Origin of the sequence: Microcystis sp. T1-4 (assembly GCF_000297435.1) — a bacterium.
GTDB lineage: Bacteria > Cyanobacteriota > Cyanobacteriia > Cyanobacteriales > Microcystaceae > Microcystis.
This window is the reverse complement of sequence record NZ_CAIP01000146.1, coordinates 1-14,924: the sequence shown is the minus strand read 5'-3', so window position 1 is coordinate 14,924 and position 14,924 is coordinate 1. Positions and strand designations below refer to the sequence as shown.

Here is a 14,924-nt window from a genome sequence, read left to right as displayed (position 1 = left end):
TCCCTTGCCAGATAAGGATTTAGCCGATTTATGCCCCCTGATCGAACCATACCAAGTAACGAAGAACCTGAATTATGAATTATGGCTCTACCGAACCTGTCATGCAAAACTATCAACAACTCATGCTTGTAAAGCTTGTATAGCAGGGCTTTGAGTTTTTGTTAGATTGATATTTATCAACTTTAGAGCATTGCTGGGCAGAGGGCTCTCCCAGCTTTGGTGGGTAAAATGTATTCTAAGATACATTTCTCAAGAGCGAGGGGGTGGAACGAACCACAAAGACACAAAGGACACAAAGATCGATCGATCCTATGTCAATTAAACTTATCACACAGAACCTAGAAGAGCCGGCAGAGAGGGAGCTTGAGGAATTTTCTACAGTGTAAGTTCGGAAGAACCTGAATTATGAATTATGAATTATATATAGTGCGCCTAATTGATTTGTGAACGGGTAGGCTCTAGAAGTCAAGTGTAGCACGACGGCAAACGGAGGGTTTTTACATTTCATTTAGGTGCGCTATAACGGTTTTCAGTCTAATGAGGTATAGTAAATCCCTTGATAGATATGCGTTTCAGCGTTTCAATCGGGACTCACCTCTGTGAAAACCGCTATAATTGAATCACTGATAACTGCTCACTGATAACTGATAACTGGTTATGAACCATTGTTGACACCCCCTAGTCTAAACGAACAAGTAGCTAGGGGTAAGGGGAATGATCGAGGTGATAACCGATAAGCAAACAAGTGTGAGCGATCGAGAGTTAATCTTAAAATGTCAAAGGGGTGATCGGGGTGCTTTTCGTCACCTTTACCGTCTTTATCAACCAAAAATCCGCTCTACTCTCTATCAACTCTGTGGACAGGAATTCCTAGAGGATTTTGTCCAAGAGGTATTTTTAAGAGTGTGGCGCGGGTTGCCGAAATTGCGTTCCCCTGAATACTTTTCCACTTGGGTTTATCGGATCACCTGGAATGTGGCGATCGATGGTCGGCGACAATTAGCCAAAAGACAAATGAGGATCACCAAAAGCACTGATCAGGAAAACTCCCTTGATCACGAATCCCGTCCCCAAGATAGTCCTGATTTGATGCAACTGCATTATGAGGAGGTGGTCCGACAAGGGTTGGAAATTCTCAGTTTAGAACATCGCGGTGTCCTTGTCCTTCACGATCTAGAGGACTTACCCCAAAAGGAAATCGCCCAAATCTTAGAAATTCCCCTCGGTACGGTGAAATCACGTCTTCATTATGCGCGTAAAACCATGGGTCAATTTTTGCAAAAACAAGGAGTTCTCTAATGTCCCCAGAAGATGACAAAGTGGTTAATTTTCTGCGTCGCTATCGTCCATCGCTGCCACCTCGACCGATAGATGAAGAAGAGCAGTTAATGCAAATGATTAGGGGAGAAAGGCCGGTAACTTGCCCAAAATTGCTGCCTTTATTGGGGTGGATAACTGGTATTACTGCCTTATCGGCCCTGATTTTTGCTTCCTCTCGTTGGTCTCATCCTCATCCACAACTGGGCCAAATTTCCGACGAGGAGTTAGAAGCTTTTTTAGTGGAGAGTTGGAACCATAGCATCGCTCCACCGATTGCTGCTCCTAGCGTTTATAGTTCCCCTTGGATGACCTTAAACGAGCCTCAACTCACCTATTCTACCTATAATCCTTAATTTCTTTGTCGAGGTCAATTATGTCCCTTTCTACTGTCTCGATTCTTGGCACGACCATGGTTTTAACTCTGGCCGCTAACTTAGCCCCAAGTGCCACTGTGCTATCCTATCCCCAAGATGGTCTATTTATTGCTCAAACTAGCTATCCCCAGCGGCCTGAAAATCGTCCCCGTGGGATGGATAATTCTAGAGAAAGACTAATCGAACAATTGAACCTTAGCGATGACCAAAAGTCAAAAGTTGCCGCTATTCGTCAGAAATATCAGGAAAAAACCAAAAAGTTGCGAGAAACCCTGAGAAGCAACGAACAAGAATTGAATAGTTTATTATCGAATAATGCCTCCGATCGAGATATCCGTGCTAAACATCAGCAAATCTCCCGGAATCGCCAAGAAATCAGTAACCTGCAATTTGAAAGTTTTTTGGAAATTCGCCAAGTCCTAACTCCTGCTCAAAGAACCGAATTTTCCCAGTTAATGCAGGAACGTTGCCCTAATTCCCGCAATTGCAGACGATAATAATTCCCATCAGTGCGGATTAAGAGCGAGTTTGATGCCGATACATTAGAAAAACGCAAAGGATGGGTTAATACCCCATCCTCAACTGATCATTTACTAATAAATTATCGTTTCCAAGTGACTTTTGGTAGGATATGATTCATATCTACCCGATTTTTATACTTGGTGGCGAAGTTTAGGAGGGAATCGAGGAGAGAATCGGAGAGATAGTGAGGTTGTAGGCCTAGATCGAGTAATTTCGTGTTTTTAGCCTTAAAATAATGTTCCTCTAACTCGATGCGCGGGTTGTCAAGATGGTTAATCTCCACATTTAACCCTAATGCGGAACCAGCTTTTTTAACCATCAGTGCCAAGTCACCGACGCTGAATAGTTCTGTAAATTGGTTAAAAACGCGGAATTCCCCCGATTGAGCGGGATTGGCGATCGCTAATTCCAAACAACGCACGGTATCGCGGATATCTAAAAATCCTCGCGTTTGACCACCTTTACCGTACACTGTCAGGGGATGACCGATCGCCGCTTGAATACAAAAACGGTTTAAAGCAGTACCAAAAACCCCATCGTAATCGAGACGGTTAATCAACATCTCATCCATTCCCGTTTCTTCGGTGAGGACTCCATAAACCACCCCTTGATTAAGATCCGTGGCTTTTAAACCCCACATCCGACAGGCAAAATGGATATTATGGCTATCGTGGACTTTGCTGAGATGGTACATACTACCTGGCTGTTTGGGATAGGGTAAAGTATCCTTACGACCGTTATGTTCGATCGTGATGTAGCCTTCTTCAATATCTATATTAGGTGTGCCATACTCACCCATGGTTCCCAGTTTCACTAGGTGCGCTTCGGGAAATTCCTCTTTCATCGCGTAGAGGATGTTTAAATTGCCAACAACGTTGTTAACTTGGGTTAAAACCGCGTGTTCGCGATCGATCATGGAGAAGGGTGCAGATCTCTGTTCTCCGAAGTGAACAATCGCATCCGGTTGAAACTGTCGCAGGGATTGAATCAAAAAGTCGTAGTTATTGATATCCCCGACAAAAAGATCGATCGATTTTCCCGTCAGATCTTGCCAGCGTTGAATCCGATGAGATATGGGTGCGATCGGTGTTAAGGTATCGCAGCCTAATTGTAAGTCCCAATAGCGACGAACTAAACTATCAAGTATGCCTACTTCGTAACCTCTATTTGATAGATGGAGTGCCGTTGCCCAACCACAATAGCCGTCTCCGCCAATAACCAAAACTCTCATACAATATCTGTAAAGTTTATATACTCGTCTTTGGTAACTCTAGCAGTTTTGTGTCACGCTTTACCAGTTTAATCCCCGTGAATATAGCGGGGTGTGGGGTGTGGGGTGTGGGGTGTGGGGTTTTTCAGTGTTGCCAAAGGCACGGCGTAGCCGTCCAGTAAACAGTAACCAGTTATCAGTGGGGGGAATGGGAAATTATAAATTATGAATTATAAATTATGAATTGGGGAGAGGGGAGTGGGGAGAAGGGAGATGGGAGAATCAATAAAGGTAGTCTATTGACAACTGCTCACTGATTACCACTGTCCACTGCTCACTGCTCACTGATAACTGATAACTGATAACTGATAACTGATAACTGATGAGGGTGTTCTAGAAAACTTGACAAGGGAACGAATTATGGAGAAACTCAGCTTGTAATCAGTGGGCTTTGCTGACGAGAAAACAAAAGCCAAAAATCTAGATAAAAGGCAGTTTTTTCGGTAACTCAAGGACTATCTGCTTTTTTACTTTTTACTTTTTACTTTATTACTTGATCTTATGCGTTGGCAAGCTCGGCAAAAATCTTCCTTTTCTTTCCTTCCCCTATACGGATTTTTGGCATTTATCGTCGTTTGTCTGATTATTTGGGCAAGTTCTCTCTATCCTCGTTCTAATGCTCTGGTGGGGGGTGATTCTCTCCCCGCACCTTTTAGGGAGTTTCAACCGGAATGCGCGGATTATGTTCTAGAAAATAGTTCTTTTAAGGATATATCGAGAGTTTTTGACTGTAAAACCTATAAAAACCTCTCCGATCGCGTGATTGTTTCCCTATCTCTCCAAAAAAACGATATTAGTCTCGATAATTGGCAAAATAACTCGGCAACGGCGATCGATTTGGCCCCCTGGCCGGCAATTCATCCCCGCGCGCAAGAGACAAAAGTACCTATTTTAATGTATCACGACATTTTACCAGAAAAAGAGGTATTCTTTGACGTTACTCCAGGCGAATTAGAGGCACATTTTCAATTTTTGCAGGAAATCGGGGCAACTCCTATCAGTATCGATTGGTTAATTTCCCATCTGCGGACAGGTATCCCCCTTCCCGCTAAACCGGTTTTATTAACTTTTGATGATGGTTATGGGGGACATTACCAGTATGTCTATCCTTTATTGAGAAAATATAACTATCCCGCCGTTTTCTCGATTTATATCAATAAAATGACTCAAAAAACCGGCCGAACCAGTGTCACTTGGCAACAACTCCAGGAAATGGCCGCCGATCCTCTAGTACAAATTGTCTCCCATAGTGTCAGTCATCCCCGGGATTTAAGGTTATTATCCGATGCAGATTTAGAGCAAGAAGTCAAGCAATCGAAACAAATCTTAGAAAAAGAATTGGGTATTCCGATTAATTATTTCACCTATCCGGAAGGGAAGGCGGACGATCGAGTGAAGGAATTCGTCAAAAAAGCGGGTTATCGGGCGGCTTTATCGATGAATGACCTCGATGAGCATTTTGCTGGACAATCCCCCGATTTACTCACTATTGGACGCTTTGGGCAATCGCGCACGCGAGAAGTTGTCCCGCAAGCTTGGGGAGGTGATCCCTTACCCCGTGCCGATGGCGGTTTTAACTTTGCCACCACCATCCAAAAACGGGAAGTGGAATTCCCAACTAATACACTTGTATTAATTAGTGGCGGGATTCCCAAAACCATCCACGCTGATAGTCGCTATCAAGTGGAGGAAATTATCGCCGGTACAGAAGCGATCGCGGCTGTAGATGGCGGTTTTTTCTCTCTCAAGGAATTGGACTCAAATCAGATGATCGGGCCGGTTTTAAGCCAAAATGGCGGCTTTATCCCGGGATATGAAGGGGAAATCGGCAAGTTAGAGGGTCGTCCTTTAGTAATCATTACTGAGCGATGGGTACGTTATCTTCCTTTTGATCCTGCCCGTCATAATACCCTAGAAGGAATCGCAGCGGAGGCCGGAGATGATCTCAAGGTGACGGATGCTTTTGTCGCGGCCGCTTGGTTAGTCAAAGATGGACAACCACAATCGCGAGAGTCCTTTGGTACACTTTACGGTTTTGATGCCCTGCGTCACCGGGCTTTTTGGGGGATTAATCAGGCAGGACAGCCAGTAATCGGGGTTTCCAGAGAGCCGATCGATTCGATGGCTTTGGGAGAATTATTAGTACAGGCAGGCTTTCGGGAGGCGGTGATGTTGGATTCAGGAGCAAGCACCTCCCTCGCTTATCAGGGTCAATCGCAAGTGCATTATACTCCCCGTCCCGTTCCCCACGTTGTCGCTTTATTTCCCCCCACAGAACCCGATATTGTTCCCGTTAGTCATGTGGGGATTCCCTGCGTAATTTTCGCCGATTCCTGTCCTGCGGGGAGTTAGGGGACAAAAACTTGTTAACCAGAAAACGGCTGAAGCTATGTATCTAAGAAAGCTCTCAGGGCAATTTTGTACTTGTTTTTCAGCCGTCGAGAAACTAGACCACCTTGCTGAATCTGTGCGAGAATTGTGGCTGAACAGGAGCCTTTTGGAATCGGACTACCCGCAGTGATTAAACTGGCTAATTCCGTGGCATCCATCTCCCGGGCAAATTGATAGGCAATCACGGATTCACAGACGATAAAATTCGGGACACCAAGGCCGGGCAAAAGCACACAAGTAGCTTCCGAACTGCTTCTTCGAGTTGTAACATTGACAAATAAATATCTATTTTCAGAAGTCTTTGCGATCGCAATATAGAGATGTTGCTTATTAGGGGGTGTATCGATTAAAAAGGCATCCCCCAGCTTGACTACCAGACTAGCCATGTAAAGCTCCATCTAAATAGGCTTCTCGCTGGGCTTCTTGGCTAATATCTTCGATTTCCTCCTCCGTTTTACCCATAGATCGCAAAACATCCTCCACTAAAATTGGAATAGCCGAACCATGGGGATCCTTCCATTCTGGTAAATCGTGAGTCCATTCGGCTACAAGAAAGGGATTGAGATGGCCAAAAGTCTTGTAAACCTGTTTAAGAATCATTTCTTCTTCTTCACAGAGTTCTTCATTGCCGGGATATTGCAGCAGGTCAACATAATTAGAATCCCGGGGAGAAATATATTTCGACCACAGGGGTAAAGCAGAGTCCACGGGCTGTCCTTTAATCAAATCATAAACACCACTGAGAACCGGTCCATAATCCATTGATACATATCTATCCCCAGTAATTGGTTGATCCATGGTTTTTAAAGCAAGACGGTCAGCTATATAGAGCATTTTCAGCAACCCTAAATACTTCATCGGTTTGCCGTGCAGCTTTAAGAGTATAGCAGCGGCTTCAACTGCTTTCTCTGGATGAAACCGAAATTTGATCGTCATAACTACTATAAATTCACTGCTTTTTTATGACACTTTTATTATAGTTATTATTCTACATCGGCCATATTTAAGATTTTGTCCCAGTGGTTGAGGTTTCTAGCCTGATTTCTCAAAGATGCTGCTATAGGTATGATCGAGTTAAACCTTAGCCCAAGATTCTACCATGGAGATCGAACGTCTTAACGCCCTTTCCGATAATTATATTTTCCTCCTCTACGATCCGGCACAAAAAATCGCGGCCGTGGTGGATCCGGCGGAACCTGAACCCGTTTTCAGGCGATTAGAGGCTTTACAGGTGGATTTAGTCGCTATTTTCAATACCCATCACCACGGCGACCATGTGGGGGCTAATCAGGCTTTAATTAATCGTTATCCCCATCTTTGTGTTTATGGGGGAAAGGAGGATCGCGGTCGCATTCCGGGCCAGCAGCTGTTTTTAGAGGAGGGAGACCGGGTGGAATTTGCCGGTCGCTGGGCCGAGGTTTTCTTTGTCCCCGGCCACACTCGCGCTCATATTGCCTATTATTTTCCCCCGGTTAACCCCGGAGATTACGGTGAGTTATTCTGTGGTGATACCCTGTTTTCGGGGGGGTGTGGTCGTTTATTTGAGGGAACACCGGGCCAAATGGTGGCTTCTTTAACCAAATTGCGATCGCTGCCCGACCAGACTAGGGTTTGGTGCGCTCACGAATATACGTTAAATAATTTAAAGTTTGCCTTGACAGTTGACCCTAATAATGCTGCTTTGCAGCAGCGTTATCGGGAAGTGGAAAAACATCGCGCTGAAGATATTCCCACGATTCCGGCAATTTTGGGGACGGAAAAGCTGACTAATCCTTTTTTGCGTTGGGATAGTCCCGCTTTGGCCATGACCATGGATAGCAATGAACCAGTACAAGTGTTTGCGCGGCTGCGGGGGAAAAAAGATAATTTTTAAGTAGTCGTGCAAAATAAATTTCCCAGTGAAGAAAGGCAAAAGGCAATAGGCAAAAGGCAAGAAGTAGGGTTGATTCATGAATCAACCCTACAGGGGGTAGGGGGAATCAAAGGCAAAATCTATCCCTACAAGCTCAACGGTTGCGGCTCTAACTTCAAATCGGCAAGACTGACATCACCGTGACCATTTACCGCCACCTCTAGGGGCAAATTGCCGTGATAAGCTTGGATTAACAGGGTTTTTAAGTCCTCAATCAGGGGATAACGGGGATTGGCTCCGGTACACTGATCATCGAAAGCTTGTTCGGCTAAATGGTCTAATTTGGCCATAAATTCGGCTTCAGTTTCGGGAATTACCTCTTTAATACTGGCCGGAATACCGATTTCCCGTTTTAAACATTCGATCGCTAATACCAATCTTTCCACACTTTCGGTCTCGCTTTCTCCTCCCAATCCCAAGGAATGAGCGATCCTGGCATAGCGCCACTTCACGTTAGGATATTTGTACTGAGAGAAAGTGGCCTGTTTAAAGGGGGCATCGGTGGCATTATAGAGGATGACGTGGGAAATCATCAAGGCATTGGCTAGACCGTGGGGAATGTGGAAAATTGCCCCCAATTGGTGGGCCATGGAGTGACAGATGCCTAAAAAGCCATTAGCGAAGGCCATTCCTGCCATTGTCGCCGCGTAATGGACTTTTTCCCGCGCTTTCGGGTCTTTAGCTCCGTTATGATAGGAACTGGGCAGATATTTAAACAGCAGTCGGATGGCATCTTGAGCAAGAGCATTAGTATATTCTGAGGCTAAAACCGAGACGTAGGCCTCAAGAGCGTGAGTTAAAGCGTCAATTCCGCCGTAGGCTGTTAATTTTTTCGGCATATTCAGCACTAATTCCGGATCGACGATGGCCATGCTGGGAGTTAGAGCATAATCTGCCAAAGGATACTTAATATTATTACGGCGATCGGTCACGACGGCGAAGGGAGTCACTTCTGATCCTGTTCCCGAAGTGGTGGGAATACAAACCATCAGAGCTTTTTCGCCTAAAGGAGGCAATTCATAGACTCGTTTGCGGATATCCATAAAACGCATGGCCAAGCTCTCGAATTCTATCTCTGGATGCTCGTAGAGTAGCCACATGATTTTAGCGGCATCCATGGGGGAACCACCACCGATAGCGATAATTACATCGGGATTGAAGGTATTAATTACATTTAACCCCCGTTCGACGGTTTCTAGGGAAGGATCGGGTTCCACATCATAAAAGATATTAATCGTGATGCCGATTTCTTCTAAAACCTCCTCTAAAGCTGCGGTAACTCCTAGGTCAAAAAGAGGTTTATCGGTGACAATAAAGGCCCGTTTTTTGCCGGCTAATTCCCGAATAGCGACGGGTAATGCTCCGTATTTAAAATATACTTTTGGTGGTACTCGGAACCAAAGCATATTTTCCCGGCGCTCGGCTACGGTTTTAATATTTAATAGGTGGGTAGGTTCGACGTTTTCGCTGATGGAATTACCGCCCCAAGTGCCACAACCGAGGGTTAAACTAGGATCGAGACGGAAGTTATAGATATCACCAATTGCACCCTGGGAGGAAGGGGTATTAATTAATACCCGGGCCGTTTGTACGTTGTCTTGAAAGTGCTTAATATGTTCCCGATTGGAGGGTGCGGTATAAAGCACGGCCGTATGACCTCGACCGGCAAATAAGACCAGTTTTTCGGCTTTTTTGACCCCATCTTCAAAGTCTTTGGCCCGGTACATGGCTAAAATTGGCGAGAGTTTTTCGTAGGAAAATGGTTCCTCTAAGCCAATATTTTCTACTTCTCCGATTAGTAACCTGGTATCTTCGGGAACGGAAATTCCGGCCATGGTGGCTAATTTTTCTACCGGTTGTCCGACGATATCGGGGTTGATATGACCATCTTTTAGGAGAATCCCGACGACTTTTTTCCTTTCTTCGGGGGAAAGAAGATAGGCCCCGCGAGCAATAAATTCCTGTCGAACTTCTTCATAGATGCTATCGACAACGATTACCGATTGTTCGGAAGCGCAAATCATGCCGTTATCAAAGGTTTTACTGAGAATAATCGAGGAAACGGCCATTTTTATGTGAGCAGTTTCGTCCACTAAAGCGGGGGTATTGCCGGCACCGACTCCTAGGGAAGGTCTTCCGGAAGAATAGGCCGCTTTTACCATACCGGGACCGCCGGTAGCAAGGATTAAATTAATGCTGGGATGTTGCATTAATGCTTGGGAAAGTTCCACCGATGGCTGATCTATCCAACCAATAATACTGGCCGGTGCGCCCGCTTTCACGGCCGCTTCTAAGACTATTTTGGCCGCCGCGATGGTGCAGTCTTTGGCTCGCGGATGGGGGGAAAAAATGATGCCGTTGCGGGTTTTCAGGGCAATTAGGGCTTTAAAAATGGCTGTGGAGGTGGGATTTGTGGTGGGTACGATCCCCGCTAAAATGCCCACGGGTTCGGCGATTTTTTGCAATCCAAAGGATTTATCTTCTTCGATAATGCCGCAGGTTTTGCTGTGTTTATATTTGTTGTAGATGATTTCTGAGGCAAAATGGTTTTTAATCACTTTATCTTCTATTACTCCCATCCCTGTCTCTTGTACTGCCATTTTAGCTAGGGGAATGCGCGCGTTGTTGGCTGCTAATGCGGCTTTTTTGAAGATAAGATCTACTTGTTCTTGGTTATAGTTGGCAAATTGTTGTTGAGCTTTTTTTACCTGTTGTATCAGTTCTTCTAGCTCTTGTCTATTGGTAACTATCATAACAATTTTGTCGAAAAAATTAGGCATTTTATTCTACTATAGCGTTTTTTGGCAAGGGATTCGCCTAATCTTGGGATTTTCTTTATAGTTTCCTAAGCATTGGTATTATAGAATACTAATAATCCTAGGTAATACTAAATCTGGTTATTAAAGACTGATTATTTATTCCCATTTTTGCATGAGTGCATGAGTAGAAAACGGGTTTCTCGGAGAAACCCGTTTTCTGTGCGTTACTCAGTGGGGAGATGGGAGAAGGGTTTTAAAGTTCGATTGGGAGTTCATCATACTATTAAAAACAGAATTTATCATCAGAACTAATGTATCAAATTTAAGTCCCCCTTTTTAAGGGGGATTTAGGGGGAGCAAATTTTTTAAGGGGGATTTAGGGGGAGCAAATTTTTTTTAGTCCTTTGGGATGCTTTTGGGTGCGTTACGCTTCGCTAACACACCCTACATTTATATTTATTTTATTTCCCCCTCTATTATCCTGATTTCTTCCTCGCTTAATCCATACAATTCATACACTATTTTGTCAATCTCTTTTTCTAACTCCTTGACTTCTTTTCCCTTAGCTTCTAAACATTGTTTAACTAGATATTTGATCGCTTGTTTTTGGGTTTCTGTTGCACTAGCGATAGGAAAATATTTGATAAAAATAGAACTCGGTTCATAAAAGTTACCCTGTAATTTTGCTAGTATTTTTTCAAACAAAAACATCAGAACATTAGAATTAAGAATAGCTAGTAAAGTTAGATCATTACAGGAAATAATAAAGGCTTTTTGATTAGTGTAATAACCAGAATTTTCAAAGGTAAATTCGTTACGTTTACATATATTTGGATAAATAATTTTAGGTTGTTCAAATTCTTGCCAATACTTACAAGAACGCAATTCCCAAAAAAAGCGACCTTGATCATCTCTTTTAATTAATTTATCCCGAAATTGTTGAAATCTTGCATAAATTGCGGGATAGGTTTGAGCAAAGATTGCTTCTGCTTCTATTTTACTTTTATCTGACCAAGGATGACTTTTATTTTCCGATGACTCAATTTTAATTAAATACTGTTCAGCGAAATCTATTCGCCATCTTTTTACATCTCGTCCCCGGAGAAAAGGTTTAATAATTTCCTCGGAGGAGGGATGTTCACTAATTAATCTATCGCGGGTGATTTTATCAATCACAAAAGCTTCATTTAAACCTGTTTTAATGCCATAATATAATTTACCTTTTACATATTCTCCCAAAGGAGTACCGACTTTTTGCAATTTAGCCAATAAATCTAAAGTTTGTGAAGATTCTAATTTCCAACCATCAGCAGATAAATTAGCTTGAGTGATTGTCAGATAATCTTGTTCTAGAATTGTGGCAAACTGGGTGATATTTTGCTCTTTGTGTTTATCCCAAGCTAAAGCTTTAAACTGATTGCCATCCCATTTATCTTTACTTAAAGCGATAATACTGGGATAAGCGGTAGCTTCTTCAAAGACAGGAAAATCACCAAAGTCAATTAAATTAAAAATTTTCGTCGAATTGCTGAGAAGTTGTCTTAATTTTTCTCCGTATCCCGAACGAAAATATTTATTTGAGGAGATATAAGTTAAATAACCTTTATTTTTGAGTATTTGTAAACCCCTCTCATAGAAATAGACAAATAAATCAGCAATCCCGGTATAGGATTGATAAATTTTCTGCAAGATAGGTTTAATATTTTTGAGTTCCTCCTGTCGGATATAAGGAGGATTGCCAATTACCACATCAAAACCGATAAAATTCCCCTTATCATCTAGAACTTCGGGGAACTCGAAGCGCCATTCAAAAGCATTATGATAAATCTTACCGCTTTCAATCTCCTCCAGTTGCGGACGTAACTTATCAATCTCATTCCTTAACTGAATAATCTTCCTTTCCCGCGCTTTCTTTTCCTTGGGTGACTCCTCAAATAACAAAATTTGATTCTCTAGACTATATAAATCCGTTTCCAAACCCCGCAAGCGCTTTTTCAGAGGATTATCTCCCTGTAAAGTCTGACGAAAACTACTCTTAATCTCACTTATCAATCTCTCCATCTCGCGCTTTTGCGATTTATCCTCCGCGTTGCGATAGACTCTCACCGCATCCTTATAACTCTCGATACTTAAACGATTTTTGCGGGAAAAGACTTGTAAATCATTGGATAACCCAAAGCGACTAATCAGAGAATTGCCAACCTTGATATTAATATCGATATTCGGTAACGTCTCTAACTCATTATCTGCTTTGTAGTAAGCATTCTTGAGTAACTCAATCCATAAACGCAGACGACAGATTTTCACCGAGTTGGGATTGATATCAACTCCAAAGAGACACCCCTCAATCAGACGCTGTTTTTCCTGAAATAAAGTCTCCTGTACTCGCTGACTTTCTCGGTTGCGGGGATTATATTCAAACAGATTACCGTCATCATCGGTGACGATTAACTCATCGTTCACCACCTCAACCCGATAATCCCTGAGAGTTTTACCCTCTTTATCCAATAAAATCTGTAACTCACTCTTAATCGCGATTATCTCGTTCAAAGCAGAAACAAGAAAATGTCCCGAACCCACCGCAGGATCACAAATTTTGAGACTATTGATAATAGCATTGGCTGCCGTTTTATCTTTGATGCGGTTATACACATCCTCGATTGTCTGACAATCCCATCCCTGACTCTGGTTAAATTTCTCTATCACTGCGCGTCGAATCGTTTCCCGACACATATACATAGTGATGAAACCGGGGGTGAAAAAGGAACCATCCTTATATCCGTTGATTTTCTCGAAGATTAATCCCAACACTGACGCATTGATAAGAGTCTTATTATCCTCCTGTATCGCTTCCCCACCTTCGCTGCTAAAATCGTAGGCATTGAGAAACTCAAATAGGTATGCTAAAGCGTTGATTTCTCCTGTTCGCTTTTTCCCCTGACTATCCTTTAAGACTGTTCCTGCAAAAATCTCTATATTCTCCGAACGCAGGTTACTGATGACTATGGTTGACTGTTCTAAGTCTGTCGGTTCAAATAGGGAACTGTTGAGATAGGGAACCTGAGTATGGGTATTCTGGATGTCTTTGCTTCTTTCTGTCTGTTTTTTGGCCAAAACGCTGAAAAATAAGCGATTTAAGTCGTCATAGTCGGCAATTTTGCTTAAATTGAGAAACCCTAGGGATTTATCCCCCCGATGATACCTAATTATCTGCGCTTCTAATAGTTTGAGGAAGAGGATTCTATTTATCCAGGTTATCCCCAACTCTAAACCGATATTCAATAGTCTCTCCTCTTCCGTCTCCCCAAATTCTTCGGGATTGGGTAAACGAGAGATTTTATCTAAACTCTCCACTTGACTGATAGCGTTCTCTAGCAGCGAACCGGGTTGTCGCGCTGCCGGTTGCAGACGTTGGATGAGTTTTTTTCCTCCCTCTTTTATCTCTGTCAATCCGATGATATGCAGCAGTTCACTATAAAAGTTTTTGTCGAGACTGTTGCTATCGTTCGCAAAGGGGAGTTTTAAGAGGTGTTCGGGAGAAAAGATTTTATAGAGACTGATAAGGTTATGTTCGTCCTCCCGGATGGTTTGGGAGTATTCCCGCAAGTCAAAATGGGTGTATGTCAGGGAATCGAGTATGGAGTTCAGGAAGGGTTCTCCTATCTGTTTGTAGAAGAAGTCGGTGGTTTTTCCCGTTAGTCTCCCCGTCTCAAAGTCATTAAACTGTCTGACAAGTTCCTGATTTTGTGCGAATAGTCTCTCGAAGATATTCCCGTCAAAGATAAACCACTCATATATATTGGTAGCAATCAGGTGTTTTATCTCTAGGTTTTTCTCGGTTATTCTTTCCCGTAGGAAGTAGAGGAGTAATTCTTGTAATGCTTTACAGTTGAGTTTGTCTCTCCGCAGCATCTCGCTTTTATTGCTGGGTTTCTTGACTTCCAATATCACCCCCACGGAATCCCGCGATTCTTTCCCATTATGGATGACTAAATCATTCCTTCCCTTGGTGTTGATGAAATGTTGGGGACTGTAGTAGCTGTGTTTGAGAAAGTCTGCAAGCAGGTTTTTATGGAACTCCTCCGATTCTGTCTCGTTTATACTCCCCAAGAGTTGTTCTAGGTGGGTTTGAAACTTCTCTACCTGACTACGACTCGGTTTGACTCTCAGAAATGCTTTGTTTAATGCTTGTCGGGGAGAGAAATTTTCTGTCTTCATACCTTTATCCTCTTCCTACTCAACCCGGTTTTGGAGTCTATTTTTTTCTTTCTTATCTTTGCTCAAAAACCCTATATATATTTGCGCACGGATTCCCATTATATAAAAAGTCTAAAGCAAGTCTCGCCATTTGTCAAGGGTTTTTAGAAAAAAAATCA

Annotated in this window: 10 protein-coding genes; 5 read left to right on the top strand and 5 right to left on the bottom strand. The window is 42.9% G+C overall.

Features of this window, described 5'->3' with window-relative positions; genetic code table 11:
- Nucleotides 1-714 precede the first annotated feature (714 nt).
- Genes MICAI_RS08710 through MICAI_RS08700 form a run of 3 tightly spaced genes read left to right on the top strand, consistent with a single transcriptional unit; the run spans nucleotide 715 to nucleotide 2,191 of the window.
- On the top strand, nucleotides 715-1,299 hold the full coding sequence (locus tag MICAI_RS08710) for a sigma-70 family RNA polymerase sigma factor (RefSeq protein ID WP_008200543.1): 585 nt from the start codon (nucleotides 715-717) through the stop codon (nucleotides 1,297-1,299).
- Nucleotides 1,299-1,673, top strand: a complete 375-nt coding sequence (locus MICAI_RS08705) for a hypothetical protein (protein WP_008200540.1) — start codon at nucleotides 1,299-1,301, stop codon at nucleotides 1,671-1,673. Before MICAI_RS08710 ends, MICAI_RS08705 begins: the two co-directional genes overlap by 1 nt.
- Before the next feature lie 20 nt (nucleotides 1,674-1,693).
- The gene (locus tag MICAI_RS08700) at nucleotides 1,694-2,191 is read left to right on the top strand and encodes a Spy/CpxP family protein refolding chaperone (protein WP_008200538.1); all 498 of its coding nucleotides are present in this window, start codon (nucleotides 1,694-1,696) and stop codon (nucleotides 2,189-2,191) included.
- A 104-nt stretch (nucleotides 2,192-2,295) separates the two neighbouring features.
- Here the strand turns inward: MICAI_RS08700 and MICAI_RS08695 are convergent, their stop codons facing one another.
- Entirely contained in the window at nucleotides 2,296-3,447 is a 1,152-nt protein-coding gene (locus MICAI_RS08695; RefSeq protein WP_008200536.1) for an NAD-dependent epimerase/dehydratase family protein, read from the bottom strand.
- 540 nt (nucleotides 3,448-3,987) lie between these two features.
- On the opposite strand from MICAI_RS08695, the gene MICAI_RS08690 reads away from it, so the two are divergent.
- Nucleotides 3,988-5,838 carry a polysaccharide deacetylase family protein gene (locus MICAI_RS08690; protein WP_008200534.1) on the top strand — a complete coding sequence of 617 codons (1,851 nt, stop codon included), beginning with the start codon at nucleotides 3,988-3,990 and terminating at the stop codon, nucleotides 5,836-5,838.
- Between the two features lie 35 nt (nucleotides 5,839-5,873).
- Here MICAI_RS08690 and MICAI_RS08685 read toward each other — a convergent pair whose 3' ends face one another.
- Complete coding sequence (locus MICAI_RS08685) at nucleotides 5,874-6,263, bottom strand: hypothetical protein (RefSeq protein WP_008200532.1); 390 nt, start codon at nucleotides 6,261-6,263, stop codon at nucleotides 5,874-5,876.
- Entirely contained in the window at nucleotides 6,256-6,813 is a 558-nt protein-coding gene (locus tag MICAI_RS08680; RefSeq protein ID WP_008200530.1) for a Panacea domain-containing protein, read from the bottom strand. Before MICAI_RS08680 ends, MICAI_RS08685 begins: the two co-directional genes overlap by 8 nt.
- 163 nt (nucleotides 6,814-6,976) lie before the next feature.
- Between MICAI_RS08680 and gloB the strand changes: the two genes are divergently transcribed.
- Complete coding sequence (gene gloB, locus MICAI_RS08675) at nucleotides 6,977-7,750, top strand: hydroxyacylglutathione hydrolase (protein WP_008200528.1); 774 nt, start codon at nucleotides 6,977-6,979, stop codon at nucleotides 7,748-7,750.
- 125 nt (nucleotides 7,751-7,875) lie between these two features.
- Here gloB and adhE read toward each other — a convergent pair whose 3' ends face one another.
- Nucleotides 7,876-10,542, bottom strand: coding sequence for a bifunctional acetaldehyde-CoA/alcohol dehydrogenase (gene adhE / locus MICAI_RS08670; RefSeq protein ID WP_039899895.1), 2,667 nt, complete (start codon nucleotides 10,540-10,542; stop codon nucleotides 7,876-7,878).
- Between the two features lie 462 nt (nucleotides 10,543-11,004).
- The gene (locus MICAI_RS08665; protein ID WP_008200525.1) at nucleotides 11,005-14,766 is read right to left on the bottom strand and encodes a class I SAM-dependent DNA methyltransferase; all 3,762 of its coding nucleotides are present in this window, start codon (nucleotides 14,764-14,766) and stop codon (nucleotides 11,005-11,007) included.
- Between the last annotated feature and the right edge of the window lie 158 nt (nucleotides 14,767-14,924).